The organism is Sphingobacterium sp. BIGb0165 (assembly GCF_024810095.1).
Taxonomy (GTDB): domain Bacteria; phylum Bacteroidota; class Bacteroidia; order Sphingobacteriales; family Sphingobacteriaceae; genus Sphingobacterium; species Sphingobacterium detergens.
In genome coordinates this window covers 374,721-397,277 of the sequence record NZ_JANUEB010000009.1, presented here as the reverse complement: position 1 = coordinate 397,277, position 22,557 = coordinate 374,721, and the positions used below count along the sequence as shown (strand labels likewise).

General features: G+C 39.1%; 18 protein-coding genes and 5 tRNA genes. 3 read left to right on the top strand and 20 right to left on the bottom strand.

Features of this window, described 5'->3' with window-relative positions; genetic code table 11:
• Positions 1 to 494: 494 nt before the first annotated feature.
• The 11 genes from rpoC to M2408_RS21560 all read right to left on the bottom strand — a co-directional run bounded on the left by rpoC (position 495) and on the right by M2408_RS21560 (position 16,852).
• A complete protein-coding gene (rpoC, locus tag M2408_RS21610) occupies positions 495 to 4,772 on the bottom strand; it encodes a DNA-directed RNA polymerase subunit beta' (RefSeq protein ID WP_259186540.1) in 4,278 nt (1,425 codons plus the stop codon).
• A 72-nt stretch (positions 4,773 to 4,844) separates the two neighbouring features.
• Positions 4,845 to 8,654 (bottom strand): DNA-directed RNA polymerase subunit beta, encoded by a 3,810-nt coding sequence (rpoB, locus tag M2408_RS21605; RefSeq protein ID WP_223583977.1) that lies wholly within the window; start codon positions 8,652 to 8,654, stop codon positions 4,845 to 4,847.
• 168 nt (positions 8,655 to 8,822) lie between these two features.
• Entirely contained in the window at positions 8,823 to 9,200 is a 378-nt protein-coding gene (rplL, locus tag M2408_RS21600) for a 50S ribosomal protein L7/L12 (protein ID WP_002992785.1), read from the bottom strand.
• A 78-nt stretch (positions 9,201 to 9,278) separates the two neighbouring features.
• Positions 9,279 to 9,797, bottom strand: coding sequence for a 50S ribosomal protein L10 (gene rplJ, locus M2408_RS21595; RefSeq protein WP_223583976.1), 519 nt, complete (start codon positions 9,795 to 9,797; stop codon positions 9,279 to 9,281).
• 2 nt (positions 9,798 to 9,799) lie between these two features.
• Positions 9,800 to 10,498 (bottom strand): 50S ribosomal protein L1, encoded by a 699-nt coding sequence (gene rplA, locus M2408_RS21590; RefSeq protein WP_046672240.1) that lies wholly within the window; start codon positions 10,496 to 10,498, stop codon positions 9,800 to 9,802.
• 22 nt (positions 10,499 to 10,520) lie between these two features.
• A complete protein-coding gene (rplK, locus tag M2408_RS21585) occupies positions 10,521 to 10,964 on the bottom strand; it encodes a 50S ribosomal protein L11 (RefSeq protein ID WP_028072660.1) in 444 nt (147 codons plus the stop codon).
• A 598-nt stretch (positions 10,965 to 11,562) separates the two neighbouring features.
• Positions 11,563 to 11,718, bottom strand: coding sequence for a class IIb bacteriocin, lactobin A/cerein 7B family (locus M2408_RS21580; protein ID WP_120261638.1), 156 nt, complete (start codon positions 11,716 to 11,718; stop codon positions 11,563 to 11,565).
• 92 nt (positions 11,719 to 11,810) lie between these two features.
• Positions 11,811 to 12,128: an HTH domain-containing protein gene (locus tag M2408_RS21575; protein ID WP_259186531.1), complete on the bottom strand. Its 318-nt coding sequence runs from the start codon at positions 12,126 to 12,128 to the stop codon at positions 11,811 to 11,813.
• Between the two features lie 5 nt (positions 12,129 to 12,133).
• Positions 12,134 to 13,459 carry a TolC family protein gene (locus tag M2408_RS21570; RefSeq protein ID WP_259186530.1) on the bottom strand — a complete coding sequence of 442 codons (1,326 nt, stop codon included), beginning with the start codon at positions 13,457 to 13,459 and terminating at the stop codon, positions 12,134 to 12,136.
• A 58-nt stretch (positions 13,460 to 13,517) separates the two neighbouring features.
• Positions 13,518 to 15,680: a peptidase domain-containing ABC transporter gene (locus M2408_RS21565; RefSeq protein WP_259186529.1), complete on the bottom strand. Its 2,163-nt coding sequence runs from the start codon at positions 15,678 to 15,680 to the stop codon at positions 13,518 to 13,520.
• A 68-nt stretch (positions 15,681 to 15,748) separates the two neighbouring features.
• Positions 15,749 to 16,852, bottom strand: a complete 1,104-nt coding sequence (locus M2408_RS21560; RefSeq protein ID WP_259186527.1) for an HlyD family secretion protein — start codon at positions 16,850 to 16,852, stop codon at positions 15,749 to 15,751.
• 98 nt (positions 16,853 to 16,950) lie between these two features.
• Between M2408_RS21560 and M2408_RS21555 the strand changes: the two genes are divergently transcribed.
• On the top strand, positions 16,951 to 17,595 hold the full coding sequence (locus M2408_RS21555; RefSeq protein WP_259186526.1) for a rhomboid family intramembrane serine protease: 645 nt from the start codon (positions 16,951 to 16,953) through the stop codon (positions 17,593 to 17,595).
• Here the strand turns inward: M2408_RS21555 and M2408_RS21550 are convergent.
• Positions 17,592 to 17,732 (bottom strand): hypothetical protein, encoded by a 141-nt coding sequence (locus tag M2408_RS21550; protein ID WP_167457347.1) that lies wholly within the window; start codon positions 17,730 to 17,732, stop codon positions 17,592 to 17,594. The two genes, M2408_RS21555 and M2408_RS21550, sit on opposite strands and share 4 nt — an antisense overlap.
• Before the next feature lie 150 nt (positions 17,733 to 17,882).
• On the opposite strand from M2408_RS21550, the gene M2408_RS21545 reads away from it, so the two are divergent.
• Complete coding sequence (locus M2408_RS21545) at positions 17,883 to 18,176, top strand: helix-turn-helix domain-containing protein (RefSeq protein ID WP_120261632.1); 294 nt, start codon at positions 17,883 to 17,885, stop codon at positions 18,174 to 18,176.
• Between the two features lie 114 nt (positions 18,177 to 18,290).
• Here the strand turns inward: M2408_RS21545 and nusG are convergent, their stop codons facing one another.
• The 8 genes from nusG to M2408_RS21505 all read right to left on the bottom strand — a co-directional run bounded on the left by nusG (position 18,291) and on the right by M2408_RS21505 (position 21,030).
• A complete protein-coding gene (gene nusG, locus M2408_RS21540) occupies positions 18,291 to 18,836 on the bottom strand; it encodes a transcription termination/antitermination protein NusG (protein ID WP_046672242.1) in 546 nt (181 codons plus the stop codon).
• Positions 18,837 to 18,855: 19 nt separating this feature from the next.
• Positions 18,856 to 19,050 carry a preprotein translocase subunit SecE gene (gene secE, locus M2408_RS21535; protein ID WP_028072657.1) on the bottom strand — a complete coding sequence of 65 codons (195 nt, stop codon included), beginning with the start codon at positions 19,048 to 19,050 and terminating at the stop codon, positions 18,856 to 18,858.
• Positions 19,051 to 19,073: 23 nt separating this feature from the next.
• Positions 19,074 to 19,144: transfer RNA gene (locus tag M2408_RS21530), tRNA-Trp, on the bottom strand.
• Positions 19,145 to 19,304: 160 nt separating this feature from the next.
• On the bottom strand, positions 19,305 to 20,489 hold the full coding sequence (tuf, locus tag M2408_RS21525) for an elongation factor Tu (protein WP_120261630.1): 1,185 nt from the start codon (positions 20,487 to 20,489) through the stop codon (positions 19,305 to 19,307).
• A gap of 72 nt (positions 20,490 to 20,561) precedes the next feature.
• Positions 20,562 to 20,633: transfer RNA gene (locus M2408_RS21520), tRNA-Thr, on the bottom strand.
• Between the two features lie 95 nt (positions 20,634 to 20,728).
• A tRNA-Gly gene (locus M2408_RS21515) sits at positions 20,729 to 20,801 on the bottom strand.
• Positions 20,802 to 20,850: 49 nt separating this feature from the next.
• Positions 20,851 to 20,931, bottom strand: a tRNA-Tyr gene (locus M2408_RS21510).
• A gap of 26 nt (positions 20,932 to 20,957) precedes the next feature.
• A tRNA-Thr gene (locus tag M2408_RS21505) sits at positions 20,958 to 21,030 on the bottom strand.
• Between the two features lie 325 nt (positions 21,031 to 21,355).
• Between M2408_RS21505 and M2408_RS21500 the strand changes: the two genes are divergently transcribed.
• Entirely contained in the window at positions 21,356 to 22,519 is a 1,164-nt protein-coding gene (locus M2408_RS21500) for an outer membrane protein assembly factor (RefSeq protein ID WP_259186525.1), read from the top strand.
• Positions 22,520 to 22,557 lie beyond the last annotated feature (38 nt).

The window sequence follows — 22,557 nt, the reverse complement described above, 5'->3', positions numbered from 1 at the left end:
CCGTTTCCGTTGGGACTGCAAAGGTAGAAATCTTTTTTGAAATTCCAAAAAACTTTTGAAGTTTTTTTCTTTTTCTTTTTCCCGATTTCCGCGCTCAACTTCCGTTAAACCCTTCTTTTTTCATTGGTCACCCCTTTCGAAGTAACCGTCCCTCCCTTGCGGAGTGGTGCAAAGATAGGGAGTTTACTAACAAACTTCCAAGCCTTTTGTTTATTATTTTTTAATATTAAGGTTAACTAACTGTAACATTGAACGATTCATTTAAGACAGATATGCTGTAAAACGTCCAATAAGATTAAATTAACCAATTAAACGGCCAAGCTACTCCGTTATAAATTTCAGTTCGAAGCCCCCCTTAACAAACAATTTCACAGCTAAAAGGACAAGTTAAATACTATTTACTGCTTTATTCTATACCACATAAAGTTGCTATAGACACAAAAAAGGTCCAGACATATGCCTGGACCTTTCTATATAAAATAATCTACGATAGATTAATCTTCTTCTTTCGAAGCCAACAATTGATCGTACTCTTCGCGAGAACCGACAATTAGGTTGCTGTACTGACGGATACCTGTACCTGAAGGAATCAAGTGACCAACGATTACGTTTTCTTTCAAACCTAACAAGTTGTCACGTTTACCTGCGATAGCAGCTTCATTCAATACTTTTGTTGTCTCTTGGAAAGAGGCAGCAGAGATAAACGATTTGGTACCTAATGATGCTCTAGTGATACCTTGCAACAATGGACTTGAAGTCGCTGGAATTGCTTCACGCACTTCTACAAGTTTTAAGTCACGACGTTTCAAGCTTGAGTTTTCCTCTCTCAACTTACGTAAAGAAACAATCTGTCCTGGACGTAAGCTATTGGAATCTCCAGCGTCAACAATGACTTTCTTGTCGAACAAGGAATCATTCTCTTCCATGAAGTCCCATTTGTTTACAGCTTCTTTCTCTAAGAAACGTGTATCTCCTGGATCTTCAATGTTAACTTTTTGCATCATCTGGTGAACGATCGTTTCGAAGTGCTTATCGTTGATCTTCACACCTTGAAGACGGTATACCTCTTGGATACCATTCACGATGTAATGTTGTACCGCTGATGGTCCCTTAATAGATAAGATATCCGCTGGTGAGATCGAACCATCCGATAATGGCATACCTGCTTTCACGAAGTCATTATCCTGAACAAGGATATGTTTAGAAAGTGGCACCAAGTATTTCTTGATTTGACCATCACGTGATTCAATCGACATTTCACGGTTACCACGTTTCACACCACCTAATGTTACCACACCGTCGATTTCTGTTACAACAGCTGGGTTAGAAGGATTACGTGCTTCGAACAACTCGGTTACACGTGGAAGACCACCCGTGATATCTCGTGTTTTACCAGTAGAACGAGGAATCTTAACTAAGATACCACCTTCTTTAACAGTCACACCGTTAGCAACAGCAACGTGGGCACCTACTGGGATATTGTACGTACGAATAACCTCTCCGGATTTATCAAGAATCTTGATGGATGGGTTTTTCGTTTTATCACGTGTTTCAATAATTACTTTCTCTTTGTGACCAGTTTGTTCATCTGATTCCTCACGGAAGGTAACACCTTCGATGATTGCATCAAACTCAACTTTACCAGCAAACTCAGAGATAATTACTGCGTTATATGGATCCCACTCTACCAATTTATCACCTTTAGCTACTGTACCGCCATCCTCAACGAACAACTGTGAACCATAAGGGATATTTTGTTGAAATACAATCTTATTATGTACATCAATGATCTTAACCTCACCAGAACGTCCTAAGACAACCTGATGTGTACCATTGTCATTTGTTTGCGAAACGGTACGCACATTTTCAAACTCGATTTTACCATCGTATTTAGAAATGATGCTTGAGTCAGCGGCGATATTTGATGCCGTACCACCCACGTGGAACGTACGAAGTGTCAACTGTGTACCTGGCTCACCGATTGATTGTGCTGCGATAACACCGACAGCTTCACCCAATTGAACACGTTTACCAGATGCCAAGTTACGACCGTAACAACAAGCACACACACCACGTTTCGATTCACAAGTTAATACAGTACGAATTTCGATACCTTCAATACCTGCTTTTTCGATAACCTCAGCGATTTCCTCAGTGATATCTTCATTTGCAGAAACGATCAACTCCTCTGTCTCTGGATGGAATACATCATGTAATGGAGTACGACCCAAGATACGGTCGAATAATGGTTCAACAACATCATCATTATCTTTCAATGCTGTTGTGTAGATACCACGTAAACCACCACAATCTTGTTCAACAACGATCATATCCTGAGCAACGTCATGTAAACGACGTGTCAAGTAACCCGCATCCGCCGTTTTCAAGGCTGTATCGGCAAGACCTTTACGCGCACCGTGGGTAGAGATAAAGTACTCTAATACGGACAAACCTTCTTTAAAGTTCGACAAGATCGGGTTCTCAATAATCTCACCACCTGAAGTACCGGATTTTTGAGGTTTCGCCATCAAACCACGCATACCACACAACTGACGAATCTGCTCTTTCGAACCACGGGCTCCAGAATCCAACATCATATAAACTGAGTTGAAACCTTGGTTATCGTTGGAAAGAATATCCATTACGTGCGCAGTCAATCTGTTGTTGATACGTGTCCAGATATCGATGATTTGGTTATAACGTTCGTTGTTCGTAATGAAACCCATGTTATAGTTGCTCATTACTTCTTCAACTTCGTTTGTTGCTTGTTGGATCAACTCAGCTTTCGCAGCAGGAATGTTCAAATCTTCCAAGTTGAAAGAAAGACCACCTTTGAAGGCTGTTTGATATCCCAACTCTTTCATATCATCCAAGAATTGTGCTGCACGAGCCATACCCGTAGTCTTCACAATCTCACCGATAATATTACGCAAAGATTTTTTAGTCAGCAATTCATTGACAAATCCCATTTCCTCAGGAACAACCTGGTTGAAGATCACACGACCTACAGTTGTCTCTAATAAGGTATCAACGATGCTACCATCTTTTTGTCTAACTTTTGTTTTCACTTTAATCCAAGCGTGAAGGTCAATTTGCTTCTCATTCAAAGCAATGATAACCTCTTCAGCTGAATAGAAAATCATATCTTGACCTCTTACGATATCATCACCAGCAGTCTTACGGCCTTTAGTAATATAGTAAAGACCCAATACCATGTCTTGAGATGGTACAGTGATTGGTGAACCGTTCGCAGGGTTTAAGATATTGTGTGCTGCCAACATCAAGATTTGGGCTTCCAAAACTGCAGCGTTACCTAAAGGTAAGTGAACTGCCATCTGGTCACCGTCAAAATCGGCGTTGAATGCTGTACAGACCAATGGGTGTAACTGGATCGCTTTACCCTCTACCAAAGTAGGTTGGAAAGCTTGAATACCCAAACGGTGAAGCGTAGGCGCACGGTTAAGTAATACAGGGTGACCTTTCAATACGTTTTCAAGGATATCCCATACCACTGGATCTTTACGATCTACGATTTTCTTAGCGGATTTTACTGTTTTTACAATACCACGCTCAATCATCTTACGAATGATGAATGGTTTGTAAAGCTCAGCAGCCATATCTTTAGGAAGACCACACTCGTGTAATTTCAAGTGAGGACCAACAACAATTACCGAACGAGCTGAATAATCCACACGTTTACCTAATAAGTTTTGACGGAAACGACCTTGTTTACCTTTCAAAATATCGGATAATGACTTCAATGCACGGTTACCCTCCGTCTTAACAGCATTCACTTTACGTGAGTTGTCAAACAAAGAATCCACCGCCTCTTGAAGCATACGTTTTTCGTTACGTAAGATTACCTCTGGCGCTTTGATCTCGATCAAACGTTTTAGACGGTTATTACGGATAATAACGCGACGGTATAAGTCGTTCAAATCCGAAGTCGCAAAACGACCACCATCCAAAGGCACCAATGGGCGTAATTCTGGTGGAATGATAGGAACAATCTTCACGATCATCCATTCAGGACGATTCTCGATGTTTTCACGCGAGCTACGGAAAGCTTCAACAACATGAAGACGTTTTAACGCTTCATTTTTACGTTGTTGAGAAGTCTCGTTAGCAGCTTGGTGACGTAAATCGTAAGACAATTGATCCAAATCAATACGTTTCAACAAATCTTCCAATGCCTCAGCACCCATCTTAGCGACAAATTTTTGAGGATCAGTATCGTCTAAATATTGATTTTCTTTTGGTAAAGTATCTAAAATATCTAAATATTCTTCTTCAGTCAAGAAGTCCATAAAGTTGATACCATCTTCTTCCTTAATACCAGCTTGGATAACGACATAACGTTCATAGTAAATGATCATATCCAATTTCTTGGTAGGAAGTCCTAATAAATAACCGATTTTATTAGGAAGAGAACGGAAGTACCAGATGTGCGCTACAGGAACCACCAAGTTGATGTGTCCCATACGCTCACGACGTACTTTTTTCTCTGTTACCTCAACACCACAACGGTCACACACGATACCTTTATAACGGATACGTTTGTATTTACCACAGTGACATTCGTAATCCTTTACAGGACCAAAAATACGCTCACAGAATAAACCATCACGTTCTGGTTTGTAGGTACGATAGTTAATCGTTTCTGGTTTTGTAACTTCACCACTTGAACGCTCCAAAATAGTTTCTGGAGAAGCCAAGCTAATCGTAATCGAAGTGAAGTTGCTTTTAATTTTATTATCTTTTTTGTAAGACATACTTATTCAAAAGTTAAAGCTTTATAGAGAAGCTTTGAAGAACCGCAGTCCTTCAAAGCCCTAATTGCTTAATTAATCCAATGTGATATCTAGCCCCAATCCGCGCAACTCGTGTACCAATACGTTGAACGATTCTGGCACCGATGGTGTCGGAAGGTTGTTGCCCTTAACGATTGCTTCGTAAGTTTTGGCACGACCAACTACGTCATCCGATTTCACGGTCAAGATCTCTTGAAGGATGTTAGATGCACCGAATGCTTCCAATGCCCAAACCTCCATCTCACCAAAACGCTGACCACCGAATTGTGCTTTACCACCCAGAGGTTGTTGTGTGATCAATGAGTAAGGACCAATTGAACGTGCGTGCATTTTATCATCAACCATGTGACCTAATTTCAACATGTAGATTACACCTACTGTTGTCGGTTGATCGAAACGGTCACCTGTCAATCCGTTGTACAAATATGTACGACCTGATTTTGGTAAACCAGCTTTAGCAACCCAGTCTTGTACTTGATCCATCTCAGCACCGTCAAAGATTGGTGTAGCAAATTTAATACCCAATTTTTGACCAGCCCAACCTAATACGGTTTCATAGATCTGACCCAAGTTCATCCGTGAAGGTACCCCTAATGGGTTCAACACGATATCAACCGGAGTACCATCTTCTAAGAAAGGCATATCTTCATCACGCACGATACGTGCAACAATACCTTTGTTACCGTGACGACCCGCCATCTTATCCCCTACTTTCAATTTACGTTTCTTAGCTACGTAAACTTTCGCCATCTGCACGATTCCTGATGGAAGCTCATCCCCAACAGATACTGCGAACTTATCACGTTTGAATGAACCTAATTCTTCATTAATTTTAATATTGTAATTATGAAGGGCCATTTTGATCAACTCGTTTTTATCCTCGTCAGTTGTCCATCCCATTGGGTTGATGTTGTTGTATTCTAATTCAGCTAAGATTTTTTGTGTAAACTTAGCACCTTTAGCAACTAACAACTCTTTATATACATTGTATACACCTTGGCTTGTTTTACCATTCACTACAATGAATAATTTCTCTACCAAACGGTCTTTCAATGATTTAACAGCTCTATCGTGAGCAACCTCTAATTTCTCTAAAGTTTTACGTTCAACTTCTTTAGACATTTTCTTCGCACGAGAGAATAACTTCGTATCGATAACAACACCTTTTAATGAAGGTGGAGTTTTCAATGAAGCATCTTTCACGTCACCAGCTTTGTCACCAAAGATTGCACGTAATAATTTCTCCTCTGGAGAAGGATCAGACTCACCTTTAGGCGTGATTTTACCGATCAAGATATCACCACCACCAACTTCAGCACCGATACGAATAATACCGTTTTCATCTAAGTCTTTCGTCGCTTCTTCAGATACGTTAGGAATATCAGCTGTTAACTCTTCTTCACCACGTTTTGTATCACGAACTTCAAGTTCGAATTCTTCAATGTGAAGAGAAGTAAACCAGTCTTCTTTCGCTACACGCTCAGAAATTACGATCGCATCCTCAAAGTTATATCCTTGCCAAGGCATGAACGCTACTTTTAAGTTACGACCCAATGCTAATTCACCATTTTCAGTAGCATAACCTTCACACAATACCTGTCCTGGTTCAACTCGTTGACCTTTCTTAATGATAGGCTTCAAGTTCATACAAGTATTCTGGTTAGTTTTCTTGAATTTGATCAATTTATATGTTCTGACATCATCATCAAATGATACTAGACGATCATCATCATTTCTGTCATAACGGATTTTAATTTCATCAGCATCTACATATTCAACCACACCGTGACCTTCGGCATTGATCAATGTACGTGAATCTTTCGCTACACGACCTTCAAGACCAGTACCTACGATAGGAGCCTGTGGACGCAATACAGGCACAGCCTGACGTTGCATGTTGGATCCCATTAATGCACGGTTGGCATCATCGTGCTCCAAGAAAGGAATCAATGAAGCCGCAATAGATGTAATTTGGTTTGGAGCAACGTCCATATAATCAAGCATTTCAGGCTCGATAATTGGGAAGTCACCTTCGTATCTGGCTTTTACCTTTGCATCTTCAAAATTACCTTTGTCATCATACAAAGCATTTGCTTGCGCAATTGTTTTACCATCTTCGTCCTCTGCCGATAAGTATACCACAGGTTGGTCTACAACAACAACACCATCTTTTACCTTACGGTAAGGAGTTTCAATAAAACCTAAATGGTTAATTTTCGCATGTACAGCCAAAGAAGAAATCAAACCGATGTTTGGTCCCTCTGGTGTTTCGATTGTACAAAGACGACCGTAGTGTGTATAGTGAACGTCACGAACCTCGAAACCTGCACGCTCACGAGAAAGACCACCTGGACCTAAAGCTGACAAACGACGTTTGTGCGTAATCTCAGCAAGAGGGTTAGTTTGGTCCATGAACTGAGACAACTGGTTGGTACCGAAGAACGAATTGATTACTGACGATAAAGTACGTGCATTAATCAAATCCGTTGGTGTAAACACCTCGTTATCTCTGATGTTCATACGCTCACGGATTGTACGCGCCATACGAGATAGACCTACGCCAAATTGAGCATATAATTGCTCACCAACTGTACGTACACGACGATTTGACAAGTGGTCAATATCATCCACCTCAGCTTTGGAGTTGATCAAGTTGATCAAATACTTCACGATTGCTATGATATCTTCACGCGTTAAGACCTTGGTCTCATCTGGTGTACCCAATTTCAACTTACGGTTGATACGGTAACGACCTACATCGCCTAAGTCATAACGTTTATCAGAGAAGAACAAACGATCGATGATACCACGAGCAGTTTCCTCATCTGGTGGTTCAGCGTTACGCAATTGACGATAGATATGCTCTACCGCCTCTTTTTCTGAATTGGAAGTATCTTTTTGTAAAGTATTATATATAATAGAATAATCTGCATTATTTGACTCATCGTCTTTCGCTAAGATAATAGACTTAACGCCAGCTTCGATAATCAAATCAATGTGATCTTCTTCTAGAACAGTTTCACGTTCAAGGATAATTTCGTTACGGTCGATAGATACTACTTCACCAGTATCCTCATCCACGAAATCTTCTACCCATTTTTTTAATACCCTAGCCGCAAGACGACGGCCAACATATTTCTTAAGACCAGATTTACTAACTTTTACTTCATCAGCTAGGTCAAACAATTCTAAGATATCTTTATCTGAATCGTAACCGATCGCACGCAATAAGGTAGTAACTGGGAATTTCTTTTTACGGTCGATATAAGCATACATGACGTTGTTTACGTCCGTAGCGAATTCGATCCAAGACCCTTTGAAAGGAATTACCCTTGCAGAATAAAGTTTAGTACCATTTGTGTGTCTACTTTGACCAAAGAAAACGCCCGGTGAACGGTGTAATTGCGATACGATGACACGCTCTGCACCATTTACCACGAAAGTACCTTTAGGAGTCATATAAGGGATAGTCCCTAAATATACATCCTGAACAATAGTTTCGAAATCTTCGTGTTCTTCATCATTACAAGATAACTTTAACTTAGCCTTTAAAGGAACGCTATAAGTCAAGCCGCGTTCGATACACTCTTGGATATCATAACGTGGTGGATCAATGAAATAATCCAAAAACTCTAGCACAAAAATGTTTCTTGAATCAGAAATAGGGAAGTTTTCCGAGAATACCTTGAACAGCCCTTCCTGATGGCGGTTGTCAGAAGTAGTTTCTAATTGAAAAAACTCCTTGAAAGATTCCAATTGCACATCTAAGAAATCTGGATATTCCAATACTTTCTTACTTGTTGCAAAGTTTATTCTTTCTTGTTGAATATTATTGTTTGCCAAGGGAATATGAATTTTAGTTTTAAAAAAACTGCGCTTACATGCATGCTGTAAACCACATGTCCACTGTGCCCAGCATATACACAGCATAGTGGCGTATTGATATAAATAGGAATAGACTCTGACGAAAAATCGTCAGAGTCTAAACCTTTTCGGGCTAATTAGTTGAGATTATTTAATCTCAACAACAGCACCAGCTTCTTCTAATTGTTTTTTCAAAGCTTCTGCTTCGTCTTTAGATACACCAGCTTTCAATTCTTTAGGTGCTCCGTCAACTAAATCTTTAGCTTCTTTCAAGCCTAATCCAGCTAAATCTTTAACCAATTTAACTACAGCTAATTTTTGACCACCAGCTTCTTTCAAGATAACGTCAAATGAAGTTTTCTCTTCTGCAGCAGCAGCACCACCTTCAGCTGGAGCAGCAGCTACAGCAACAGCAGCAGCAGCAGGCTCGATGCCATACTCGTCTTTTAAGATATCAGCTAATTCTTTAACTTCTTTTACTGTTAAGTTAACTAACTGTTCAGCAAGTTGTTTTAAATCTGCCATTTTATTTTGAATTTTTGAATGTACTTTGTAAAAATTGTTAATTAAATTGTAACGAATAATTCTGTTCTAGAGGATTCGTTAACCTCTTTCTTCTAAAGCTTTTACTAAACCTGCAACAGTATTTCCTCCTGATTGAAGAGCCGAAATAACATTTTTCGCAGGTGACTGCAATGCCGCGATAACGTCAGCAATAAGTTCGTTTTTAGATTTAAGATTAACTAATGCAGTTAATTGATTATCTCCTACGAATGCTGTTGCCTCAATGAAAGCCGCCTTTAACAACGGTTTCTCACCTGTTTTGCGCAATTCTTTGATCAATTTTGCAGGTGCATTAGCGACTTCAGAAAACATCATTGTAGACGCACCTTTAAGCGTTCCAAAAATATCTTCTTCTTCAACACCAGCTTCGATCAATGCTTTCTTAATTAAAGTGTTTTTAACAGCTTTAATTTCGATACCTTGCTCAAAACATTTACGACGAATGTTATTCACTTTTTCAACTGACAACTCAGCAGTATCGGCAATATAGAAGTTACCGTAAGATTTAATCTGTTCGGCCAAAGCTTGAACAATTTCTTGTTTTTCTTCTTTTCTCATGATTAAATACCTGCTACTGATTTAGTCTCAATATGAATACCAGGACTCATAGTTGAGGAAATGTGAATACTTTTAAAGTAAGTTCCTTTAGCTGCAGATGGTTTCAAACGTGCTAGAGTTTGTAATACCTCTAATGCGTTATCATATATTTTATCTGCATCGAACGACGCTTTACCAATAGAAGTATGGATGATACCGGTTTTGTCAACTTTGAAATCGATCTTACCACCTTTTACATCTGTTACAGCTTTACCAACTTCTGTTGTAACTGTACCAGTTTTAGGGTTAGGCATCAAGTTTCTTGGACCTAAAATACGACCCAATTTACCAACTTTAGCCATAACACTAGGCATAGTAATAATGATATCAACGTCAGTCCAACCACCTTCAATTTTGCTGATGTAATCATCTAAACCTACGTAATCTGCACCTGCTGCTTTAGCTTCTTCTTCCTTATCAGGAGTACACAAAACTAAAACGCGAACAGTTTTACCAGTACCGTGAGGTAATGTTGCAATACCACGCACCATTTGATTTGCTTTACGAGGATCTACGCCCAAACGAACGTCGATATCCACAGAAGCATCAAATTTGGTCAATGAGATTTCTTTAACTAAAGCCGAAGCTTCTTTTAAAGAGTATGCTTTACCAGCTTCAATTTTGGATAGTGCCGCTTTTTGATTTTTTGTTAATCTAGCCACTTTTCTTAAATTGATTTCTTAATTAATTGTTCCAAGGAGCATTACCGGATACAGTAATACCCATACTACGTGCTGTACCAGCTACCATTCTCATAGCAGCCTCTACAGTAAATGCATTTAAATCAGGCATTTTATCTTTAGCGATTGTCTCAACTTGTTCCCAAGTGATAGCCGCAACCTTCTTACGGTTAGGCTCGCCAGATCCACTTTTTAATTTAGCAGCGTCTTTCAACTGAACTGCTACCGGTGGAGTCTTGATGATAAAATCAAATGACTTATCCGCGTAAACTGTAATGACAACAGGTAATACTTGACCTGGTTTGTCTTGCGTACGAGCGTTGAACTGCTTACAGAAATCCATGATATTCACACCTTTAGCACCTAATGCAGGTCCTACTGGAGGTGAAGGATTCGCAGCTCCGCCCTTAACTTGTAATTTTACTAACGCACTGACTTCTTTTGCCATTTTGTTTTGAATTTAATTTTGTTAAATGTCTGTTAGTAAGTTGGAAGCAAATAACGTAACATTCATCGATCAGGACGTAACACCCCAACCGAGGTGCAAAGTTAATAAGAAGATTTGAATCCTGCAAGTATCTAACTTTTAATTTTTCAGGAATTTATGTTTTTTTTCTAATGCCAGCCAAAATCACAAAACCTCTTAAAGGCTTTTTATTTTATATGACCAACCTATTCGTTCGCGTCTCATCAAAAACAAAAATTACAATATGATATTACCACAAACCCTAAACTATAGAACATGCTTGACATGGCAAGATCGGAAGCCAGAACTTTAGAACAACGGAAGAACAAGAAGCAAAACAGTAAAATAATATGGAATCAGGGCAAACACAAAATACCGGAGCCGGAATGATTGCTAAATCTCGCGAAGCAATTTGAAAATATTGAAAGCGGGAACTATACGATACAGTATCATCAAAACAAAAACAGGAATCCCCTTCCTGTCACAAACGATAAATCCAGAAGAATAACTTCTAGGATAACTGATAAGGTAAATAGAGAACCAACCTCCTGAATCAGTTCTCCATTTACCTTAAATATTTTTATAACAAACCTTTAATAAAGTTAATCGTGTTGACAAGGACATTAGTTACACCTTTGATAATTCCTGTTAACGTAATGCAACCGCCTTCTACATTTACCATCTCTTGTTGGTTCATTTCTTGAAGACCCAATTTTGTTAAATCTGACTTATTCATCTTAGTTAAGTTTATAAAAATTAATTTCCTACTCTATTTCAAGCTTTTTCGGATTCCTGCTGCGTTGATCAACAATACTAAATTACATTTGTTCAATGCACAAAAAAAGCATTTAAAAAATTAGTTTGACCAAAATAATTACCTGCTGAGATATGTTTCATCTGGTTAAGATTAAGCTGTTGAATATCCACTTTAATTTGGATGGAATAATCATTCTCATAGTAATACGTACTATTCGATCGGTCAAATGCAACTGGAGCGCCAAGATCTTTCAGATGTTCAATAATACGTGCCAGACGTGATACTGAAATTCCTAGCCGTGAAGCTAATTCACTCTGCGTGCCTGTTTTACGCTGCCGGATCAATTTGTCCAGCAGGTTTATTCTGTCAATATATTTAAATAGCTGCATAGTCGTTAGTTTATATCTCCGTAAATCTGATATTGTAGCATGATCTGATTGAACAATACATTGTACTTCGCCCGTATTGCTTCTGTATCAGCTTTAATTAAATTATTTTTGCTCGTATTGATATCATAAATCGATACTTTGCCCGCCTCAAAACTCTTCAATGTATACATAAGAGACTGACCTGTAGCTGCGCTCGCTTCCTGAGCAATCGCGTACAGCTGCTTATTTTCCTCCAATTCGAGCAATAGCTTGTCCAAAATCTGCTGATGGAGGAGTTTCTCATTTTCGGACGAGAGCTCGATCGCCTGTCTATTAAGCGCGACCTGCTGCAATTGCCGTTTTGTTTTCCCTCTATTAAAAATGGGGACAGACACCGTCACCGCCAGTTGCTGTGCAAAATTATCTTTACTCTGAATAAAAAAGGATCTTTCACCGGGAGCCTTGAATGCATTAAAATAAGTACTTCCGAGACTCGCAGATCCTTTGACTGTAGGATACAGAGCGGATTTGATCAGCTTAGATTCTATCCCTAATCGATCGATCTGTCCTCTATATTTATTGAGCATAGGATTATGCAGGTACGCCTCTTCTCTTATTGACATTAAATCAGGATAAACTTTATAGCTTGATAGATCATTTTCTAATATCGGATCAGCTAGGTTAAGCTTTTTATAATCGACAAAATTCAATAACTGAGCTAGCTTGAGTACAGACTTCTGCAATTCCTTATGGTATTGTTGATACTGCTGTCTCTCCCTTGATAAATTGGACTTCGCTTCCGCAACGACAGACTGAGCGGTCGTTCCGATAGCGGTGCTTTTCTCAGCTTTAAGAAGTAACTGCATTGAAAAGCGAATGGCAGAATCCTGGGTTGTGACAAGTGCCTTTGTCAATAAAGACTCCAAATAAGATTCCATTACCCGAACCGTCAGATCTCTCTTCAATATTTCCTTTTCGATCCGCTCCTGCTCAGCTTCTGAAGCTGCCTTTTTTGCCTGATTACGAAAATAGTTGTACTGATATAAAGTAATTTCACTATTTATACCCATATTACTATTCATATTGTCGTTCCTTCTGATTGTACCAAAGACATCTTGTGAATGGCCAAACGTCGTATAACCATTAACGTACCCGTTGATACTAGGTAAGCGTTCCCGGATGGCCATTTCTTGATCCAGTTCTTTTATTGTGGCCTTCAGATCTTGTTGCTTTATCGGCAAATTATGTACTAACGCATAATCGATGCACTCTTGTAGTGTCCAAGCTTCCTGAGCAACCACATGTACACACATTAGAACAAACAAAACAGATAGGCCTATTGTTTTCTTCATAAGGATCATTCGTTTATTCATTATCACTTTTTGCTTATAGTTACCCCTGTATGCTACTTTAGTTTAACAATATAGACTGCTTCTTCCACATCTCTCTATATGCTGACTCCTGGGCCAATAACTGATCATGTTCCCCCTGCTCGATAAGTACGCCGTCTTTTAGGACAAGAATGGTATCAGCAGCAGCAATTGTGCTGAGACGATGAGCGATGACGACCATTGTTTTGCCTGAATCCCGGAAACGATGAAAGGCGCGTTGAATGACTTGCTCTGTAGACGAATCGAGCGCTGAGGTCGCCTCATCCAAGATCAATATATCTGGATTTCGGTACAAGGCCCTTGCAATAGCAATGCGTTGACGTTGTCCTCCAGAAAGCATAGAGCCATTTTCTCCCAAATATGTATCAAAGCCCGAAGGTAGTTTTTCTATGAATGGCATCATCTCCAGTTCGTTGACAATTTCCAAAAGATGTTGAAAATTGGGAACATCTTCTCCAACCGCTATATTATCGATCACATTGCCTGAAAATAAATCTATCTGTTGCGGAACAATAGATATGCGTTCACGCAAAGATGATTTGGAAATATAATTCAGGTCGTATTCACCGATACTGATTTTGCCCTCCTGCACAGGGTATAGCTGCTGGATCAAAGCCCCCAAGGTTGTCTTGCCACTTCCACTTTCACCGATAACGGCTGTCATTTTTCCCTGCTTAATCTTACAGCTAAAATTCCGGAACACCTCCACCCTTGAACCATAGGAAAAACGAACATTATCAAATACAATATCCCCAATAAGATTCGATGTTAGATGTAACCTGTTCTCATTTTCGTCACATTCCAGATCCATAATTTCAAATAGCCGGTCAGCAGCAATAAGGGCATTTTGCATAGTCTTATTCATCCCGATAAGCTGTGTAACTGGTCCTGTAAAGTATCCGATCAATGCATAAAACGACAATAATTCACCAGGAGTTATGGCACGCTCGATCACATAATATGAACCGGCCCATAACAGAATAATCGTAAATAATCGAGAAAGAAATTCGCCCGTCGTACCTGAGAACAGACCATTCATTACTGAAGCGTAGATAGTCCGTAGTAGCCGAGAAAACCGCTTATCGGTTTCACTATTAAAATACGTTTCAATACCGAATTGTTTAATTGTCTTTACCGCATTCAGAGAAGCAACCAAATGGGATTCCAATTCGGCACTCTCTTCCATCATTCTCCGTTCGACTTTTTTATTAAGCCTATTGGATAGCCAATAGACCAAAGCATAAAACGGGATGACCAACAACATCAGGAGCGCAAGCTTCCAGAAGTAAGTAAACATCAATGCGAAGGAAAAGACGACAATAAATACGTTAACCACTACCTGGATTGCCACATCGTTGATAAAAGCACGGATCTTTACTGCGTCATTGACCCTAGAAATGATCTCCCCGACTTTCATCGTATCAAAAAAACGCTGTGGTAAAGTCAGAAGATGCTTATAATAACCTAGAATAAGATATTTATCAATGCGCTGTCCTGTCTGCAAAACCATCACACTCTTGAGCGTTCCTATTAACAGCTGGAAAACCAGGATAACCAGCATAATAATGGAAAGCAGATTGAGTAACCTGACATTTCCGTCGATCAGGACATAATCTGTTATTTTCTGTATATAAAATGAAGTTGATAATCCCAGGAGAGTATATACCGCTGCGCCAACCAGTGCTTGAACAGCAACCGAACGATGAGGTCTGATCAGATTCCAAAAACGTTTGTAGACACTCGTTTTTTCGTTTTTCTGTTCAAAATACTCATTAGGCTCCATCAAGATAAGAACACCCGTCCATATTTCCTGAAACTCCTCAATTGTATATTTTTCCAGCTTTCCCGGCCCCGGATCCATGACCACCACCATTTTTTTGTCTACCTTGTAAATAACGACATAATGATTCAGCTGCCCCTTCAGAATGACATGCGCAATGGCTGGCAAAGGAATTTGTGGTATCGCATCTATTGCACCTTTGACTCCCTTCGCATTAAACCCCATTTGTTGAAGCCCCTGTACCATTCCCAATACATTTGTACCTCGAATATCGGTATGGCAATACTGTCTGATCTTAGCAATGGGCATATCGATCCCATAATAGCTACCGATGGAAGCGAGACAGGCAGCACCACAGTCCCGGATATCATGTTGTTGAATACAAACTGGTGATTTTTTCATCGGATTAGCTTATTTAAATGTTTGGTCGTTTGTCGAGAGATAGTTAATAACCGGTGAGCAAGTAAACTTTATTGAATCGAAGATGTACTAGTCCCCAAATTGGGATTGAATAGCTCATCTGCCCGATCAAATAGTAACTGCCATAATGTTCGGTCCAAAAGATAAAAACGTGCATTAAACGTATTTCCCTTTCCGACGAAAACTTTATTTCCATTTGGTAGGCTTAGGTAATTTTGGTCTATATGACAACGTACCCTAAAAAAGGCCCCCTTCTGTTGGTCTTCAATAAGATTATAATCTATATCGGTTACTTTTCCATTAAGTAAGCCCCATTGATTATAATTGTAGGTATCCATCTGAAACTTCACAGCTTGGTCATTCCTGATATATCCAATTGATTTCGCTGGAATCATGCATTCGGCGATGAGATTATCTTCTGGAGATATCTCCAGAAGATCCTGTCCCTGTACAATTGGACTTCCCTTCTGGTATCCCTTAAAATTAACGACAGTACCACTGAGTGGGGCCCGGACCACATAGTTTTCACCGTCGATCAGGATGGATCTCTTCTCCGAAGACAGCGATTGTGATTTTTGCTGCAGCTCAACCAGCTTCGCACTCCATTCTGCCATCTGCTGTTTCTTTATGGACAAAACCTGATTTTCGAGTTGCTCAAAAGTATATTTGCTTTTTTCCAGCTCGGCCAGTGCTACGACACCTTGTGTATATAATTGATTGTTTCGTTCATATTCCCGACGTGCCAAGGTAAGTTGAGACTTCACTTCCGACATCCGCTGTTCCATGGAAAGATACTCGAGTTTATATTGTCCGGCGGGAAGACTTGCTGCATTTCCATGAAGAATCAACTTCAGATCCGAGATTTGCTGCGTATAATCAGTTTGCAGGTCCCGGTTCAATACAAGTTTGTTCTCTAGGTCTTTGGAAACTACGATCATTAACGTATCCCCCTGTTTGACTTGCTGGTTACTATGCGTGATACGATTATCCACGACAAGTCCACTCACCAGTGACAGAATCTTTGTGTTATCAATAATTGGTCGAATGGCGCCGCGGGCGGAAATAGAAATCGGAACTTTTATAACCGGTAGCATCGCAATACTGCCGATAACCGCTAAAATCAACAATATATAGATATAATTCGCTCTTTTCATTTCTACAAATTTGAACATTGGATTACATACACACTACAACCCAGAGTTATATTTTGAAATTTATTATCTATTTTAGCAGCATTAGGAAAGCGAACCAAATGAAATTTTTTGATATATTTCCAACCTTCTCAGAGTCACCTTATTCGTATACACTTGTTCCTGTAGTTATGATCTGCAGCATCATTGGTTTTTACTATAAGCCTTTCTTTTATGCGCTGATCCTACACCCTTATGAAATTGCAAATGGTAAACGGACACATACTTTACTTACATCAGCTTTTATCCATCGCGGTTGGCTACATTTACTGTTTAATTGTATTGTGATATTCAGTTTGGTCTATGATATGAATAGTGTACTCAAACAGGAGTTTGGACAGACGGTCTCTTACTTAGTAACCCCTATTTTGATGCTTACATTGATTGTGCTACCTAATTTATGTCAAACCTACTTACATCGTAAGAATTTTATCTTCACATCTATTGGAGCATCGGGACTATCCCTAGGCTTATATGGCTTTTCGGCGCTGTTTTTTCCGTTACAAAAGATCAATCATCTCTTTGTTCCTTGGATACATAACTCCGCTCAGTATTGGATCTATATTTTACTGCTGTTAATCTTGTCTTCCTTTATAAGGAATACCAAGATTAATAGATCGTTGCATCTGATTGCTTTTATTTTGGGATCGGTTTTAGCACTTCTGATCAGTCCATATACCGTTGAGTTACGGGAAGCATTTAATTAGAAGGAAATCAAGAGGAGCATTGCCTCCCAAAAATTTCCACTTTTTTCATCTTTTCGCTCGCCTCCAGCTTCAGTATCCATCATTTCGGATAAAGTCATTTCTTGAATGTCGATTGTTGTGATTTTATCTTCCATCATAATTTAAATTTTTACATTTCAAATTTGCTAGAAATAGCTGTTATATACCAGAACTACAAGTTATATTTTACAACTATAAGTTTTGAAATAAAAAATACTACAAATTCAACTTTTATTTATTAAATTAGAATCGCTATATTTTTAAAAGAAATGGCAGTGGCGCAAATCGGAACTTATATCAGACAAAAGAGGGAGAGCCTAAGGATATCGCAAGAGGCAGTTGCCTATGTATTGGATATGTCACAGGCAGCATATTCAAAAATTGAACGGAATGAAACCAAGATAAAAGTAGATCAGGTATACAAAATAGCAGATTATTTTGGAATTAGTGTTTACGAATTATTACCACCATCATTAGCCAGTGACGTTACCGGCGAAAACCTATTAAGCTTATTATATCATTATATCAACCGCTGGCTTAAAAAAGACCGTAAGACTGTTTAAAGCCAAATTAGGTTGTTTCTTAAGAAGCATCGCTGTCCCCCGCTTTTTTGGCTAAAAACAAAAAAAGCCTTCCAATTTTCGTGGAAAGCTTTTCTCTATCGTTAATTACTAATCTTACTCTTTTTCTACTTGCATGTAGTTCAATTCAAGTGGCGTCTTACGACCGAAGACCTTCACCATGACGATCAATTTCTTCTTGTCTTCATGAACCTCTTCAATTTCACCTGTAAAACCATTAAAAGGACCATCGTTTACTTTTACAGTTTCACCAACGTAGTAAGGAACATTAATGGTTTCACCTTGCTCAGCCATTTCATCAACCTTACCTAAGATACGGTTAACTTCTGCTTGGCGTAAAGGGACAGCGTTTCCAGCTTTATCTCCCAAGAAACCAATTACGCTATTGATATTCTTAATGATGTGCTCCAACTCTCCATCTAGCGCTGCTTCTAACAAAACGTACCCAGGGTAGTAGTTACGTTCTTTAGCGACCTTCTTACCATCACGCATCAAGTAATATTTTTCCATTGGAATCAACACTTGAGGAATCAAGTGTTCAATACCTAAACGACTAACCTCGGCATCAATATATTGCTTTACTTTCTTCTCTTTCCCACTTACAGCACGAACTACGTACCATTTTAAACCTTGATCTGCCATAAATAAATACTATTGAAAATTAAGAAGCAATACCGTACAAGAACTCTAACCCTACACTTGAAGCCTTATCCATTACAAAGACTACCAATGCAATAAGAAGAGATGCAACAAGCACAATAACAGCTGAACTTTGCAACTGAGACCATGTAGGCCAAGTCACTTTCTCAGTGATCTCTACATAAGAGTCTTTAAAAAAATCAAGTACTTTTGCCATTTTAGTTTATCTGTTTTTATAAGCACGGGCACCAGGACTCGAACCCAGACCAAAGGTTTTGGAGACCTTCGTTCTACCTTTAAACTATGCCCGTGTATTTCTTATTTTGTGATGCAAATATAGTGTTTTAAACCACTTTCTGCAAATCTTTTTTAACTTTTTTTTATTTTAATCCGATAAATCGCTTATCGAAAAAATAAGCTAATCAACCTCAGTCGATTAGCTTATTTTATATTTTTCTAGATCTTTACAGACTAGATGATTTCAGTTACCTGACCAGCACCTACTGTACGACCACCCTCACGGATAGCGAAACGTAGACCTTTTTCCATTGCAATAGCAGAAATTAATTTCACGCTGATTGTAACGTTATCACCTGGCATAACCATTTCAGTACCTTCTGGTAAAGAGATCTCTCCAGTTACGTCAGTTGTACGGAAATAGAATTGAGGACGGTATTTGTTGAAGAATGGAGTGTGACGACCACCTTCAGCTTTTGACAATACGTAAACCTCAGCTTTGAAATGATCGTGAGGAGTTACTGAACCTGGTTTACAGATAACCATACCACGTTTGATATCAGTTTTCTCAATACCACGTAACAATAAACCTACGTTATCACCAGCCTCACCGTAATCTAAGATTTTACGGAACATCTCAACACCTGTTACTGTAGATTTCAAGTTCTCAGCACCCATACCTAAGATCTCAACTGGATCACCAGAGTTGATTACACCTCTTTCGATACGACCTGTAGCAACTGTACCACGACCTGTGATCGAGAATACGTCTTCTACTGGCATCAAGAAAGGTAACTCAGTTAAACGTGGAGGAATTGGAATGTAGTTATCAACAGCATCCATTAATTCCATGATTTTCTCAACCCACTCAGGCTCACCGTTCAATGCACCTAAAGCAGATCCTTTGATTACAGGGATATCATCACCTGGGAATTCGTAGAATGACAATAACTCACGAACTTCCATTTCTACTAAGTCTAACAACTCAGAGTCATCAACTAAGTCAGTTTTGTTCATGAATACTACTAACGCAGGAACACCTACCTGACGAGCCAACAAGATGTGCTCACGAGTTTGAGGCATAGGACCATCAGTCGCAGCAACTACGATGATAGCACCGTCCATTTGAGCAGCACCAGTTACCATGTTCTTAACGTAGTCAGCGTGACCTGGACAGTCAACGTGTGCATAGTGACGGTTAGCTGTAGAATATTCTACGTGTGCAGTATTGATTGTGATACCACGCTCTTTTTCTTCAGGAGCAGAGTCAATTGAATCAAATGAACGAGCTTCTGACAAACCTTTATCAGCCAATACTTTAGTGATAGCAGCTGTAGTTGTAGTTTTACCGTGGTCAACGTGACCGATAGTACCAATGTTTAAGTGTGGTTTACTACGGTCAAATTTCTCTTTTGCCATGTTTATGCGAATTAGTAATTATAAATTATTTCTATTTGTTATATACTCTTGCTTAACTTTTACACAAGTACGAGCCAAAGATGGGATTTGAACCCACGACCTCTTCCTTACCAAGGAAGTGCTCTACCCCTGAGCTACTTCGGCTTACTAAAAAACCTTATTTACGTATTAATGCCCCCACCTTTAGATACATTATTATCAAAGAAGATAGAGACTAAATTTAATACTTGAAAAATTTGAGCGGAAGACGAGGTTCGAACTCGCGACCTATAGCTTGGAAGGCTATCGCTCTACCAACTGAGCTACTTCCGCTTAATAATTAGAAACTAGAGTAAATCTAAACTCCAATTAAAAAAAAGTGTGGAGGGAGAAGGATTCGAACCTTCGAAGCCGAAGCAACGGATTTACAGTCCGTCCCATTTGACCGCTCTGGAACCCCTCCAGACCTGTAACTTTCGTTACATTTAGAGCCTCTTATCGGAATCGAACCAATGACCTACTGATTACAAGTCAGTTGCTCTACCAGCTGAGCTAAAGAGGCTTCTAATATTTTTTAAATAACTTACGTTCTATCAACGCTAATCAGATATATTTATCTTTTCAGCGAGTGCAAATATCGAATTTACTTTTGATTATTGCAAGTTTATTTTTTACTTTTTTTTCATTTAAAGAACTAAGCAAACTTCGTTGTTAAGAACCGTTGTTCCCTTGTTTGCTGATGCAAAGATAGACACAAAACTCACTTTACAAAAATATTTGTCAAAAAAAAACAACACTTTTTGTCAATTATACTGATATGCAGCACAATAATTTTTAATTGTTTATTTACCTATTTTGGTTATTTGCCTAATGTACTATCTTTGGGCATGCAAATTTTACCGCAATCACTTTCAAAACTTACCCGGTATACAGCGCTCTGTGCCTTGTTTATAGCCGGAACAGGCGATTTGAAAGCTCAAAATATTATTCAAAAATTGAGTAAAAAATTCCTTTCTGCCGAAAAGGACTCTACCCGTTCAGGCAGTTTTATGGTTTTACCCGCTGTTGGCTATGCACAAGAAACAGGAGTAGAATATGGATTAGCCAGCTCGTATAATTTTTACATGGACAAGTCAGACCCTTATATCCGTACCTCCACGATGACATTGATGGGAACCTTTACGTCCAAACATCAGTCAAATTTTAAATTTCAAACTGATCTTTGGACTAAAAATAACGACTACCATTTTGTCAGTGAAATCCGTTACCGCAACTGGCCATTTAATTATTATGGTATTGGTATGGATACCTGGAAGGCCGATGAAGAACGCGTCGACCAAAAACTATTTCGCGTAAAATTGGAAGCAGAGAAAAAAATCGGCAACAATCTGTATTCCGGAATCAATATACAGTACGATAATTTTTCGATCCGTAGCGATAGTAGCGACCATATATTTAACCAATCTAATCTCATTGGAAAAGAGGGTGGGCAACAATTGCTGCTCGGCGTATCTCAGTTATTTGACAACCGAGACAATGTTTCTTATAGTACACGTGGTTATTATGCCAAATTACGACTGTCATATGCACCTAAATTATGGACCAGAGAAGACTTTAATGGAACAAATCTAGATTTAGACCTTCGCGGATTTATTCCATTACATCAGAAAGTCACATTGGCCCTTCAGGGGATCTTTCGTTCGACATTCGGAAAAACAATTCCTTTCTATAATTACCGTGAACTTGGTGGTGATATGATGATGCGCGGATATTACCTCGGCCGTTATCGTGACAAAAACTACCTCGCTTCGCAAGCCGAATTGCGTTATCGTTTTCATCCTCGTTTTGGCATTGTCGGTTTTTCGGGAATTGGATCAACCTTTTCAAAAGAAAATAGCAGTAGGTATGTACCAAGTTATGGCGGCGGATTACGCTACTTCTTTAGTTTAGAACACAATAGTAGTATTCGGTTTGATTATTCTTACGGTGAACAAAGAGCCGGTGAAAAACGTCAATCGGGCTTCTATCTATCTTTAAGCGAAGCTTTTTAAATAATATCTTCATGCGTTCACAGGCAGATTCAGCTATG

Bases quoted from the DNA above. Each gene is read 5' to 3' on its own strand.
- rpoC (WP_259186540.1), bottom strand. From the start codon at position 4,772: ATGTCTTACAAAAAAGATAATAAAATTAAAAGCAACTTCACTTCGATT.
- rplL (WP_002992785.1), bottom strand. From the start codon at position 9,200: ATGGCAGATTTAAAACAACTTGCTGAACAGTTAGTTAACTTAACAGTA.
- rplJ (WP_223583976.1), bottom strand. From the start codon at position 9,797: ATGAGAAAAGAAGAAAAACAAGAAATTGTTCAAGCTTTGGCCGAACAG.
- rplK (WP_028072660.1), bottom strand. From the start codon at position 10,964: ATGGCAAAAGAAGTCAGTGCGTTAGTAAAATTACAAGTTAAGGGCGGA.
- M2408_RS21580 (WP_120261638.1), bottom strand. From the start codon at position 11,718: ATGAATAAGTCAGATTTAACAAAATTGGGTCTTCAAGAAATGAACCAA.
- M2408_RS21575 (WP_259186531.1), bottom strand. From the start codon at position 12,128: ATGCAGCTATTTAAATATATTGACAGAATAAACCTGCTGGACAAATTG.
- M2408_RS21570 (WP_259186530.1), bottom strand. From the start codon at position 13,459: ATGAAGAAAACAATAGGCCTATCTGTTTTGTTTGTTCTAATGTGTGTA.
- M2408_RS21565 (WP_259186529.1), bottom strand. From the start codon at position 15,680: ATGAAAAAATCACCAGTTTGTATTCAACAACATGATATCCGGGACTGT.
- M2408_RS21560 (WP_259186527.1), bottom strand. From the start codon at position 16,852: ATGAAAAGAGCGAATTATATCTATATATTGTTGATTTTAGCGGTTATC.
- M2408_RS21555 (WP_259186526.1), top strand. From the start codon at position 16,951: ATGAAATTTTTTGATATATTTCCAACCTTCTCAGAGTCACCTTATTCG.
- M2408_RS21550 (WP_167457347.1), bottom strand. From the start codon at position 17,732: ATGATGGAAGATAAAATCACAACAATCGACATTCAAGAAATGACTTTA.
- M2408_RS21545 (WP_120261632.1), top strand. From the start codon at position 17,883: ATGGCAGTGGCGCAAATCGGAACTTATATCAGACAAAAGAGGGAGAGC.
- nusG (WP_046672242.1), bottom strand. From the start codon at position 18,836: ATGGCAGATCAAGGTTTAAAATGGTACGTAGTTCGTGCTGTAAGTGGG.
- secE (WP_028072657.1), bottom strand. From the start codon at position 19,050: ATGGCAAAAGTACTTGATTTTTTTAAAGACTCTTATGTAGAGATCACT.
- tuf (WP_120261630.1), bottom strand. From the start codon at position 20,489: ATGGCAAAAGAGAAATTTGACCGTAGTAAACCACACTTAAACATTGGT.
- M2408_RS21500 (WP_259186525.1), top strand. From the start codon at position 21,356: ATGCAAATTTTACCGCAATCACTTTCAAAACTTACCCGGTATACAGCG.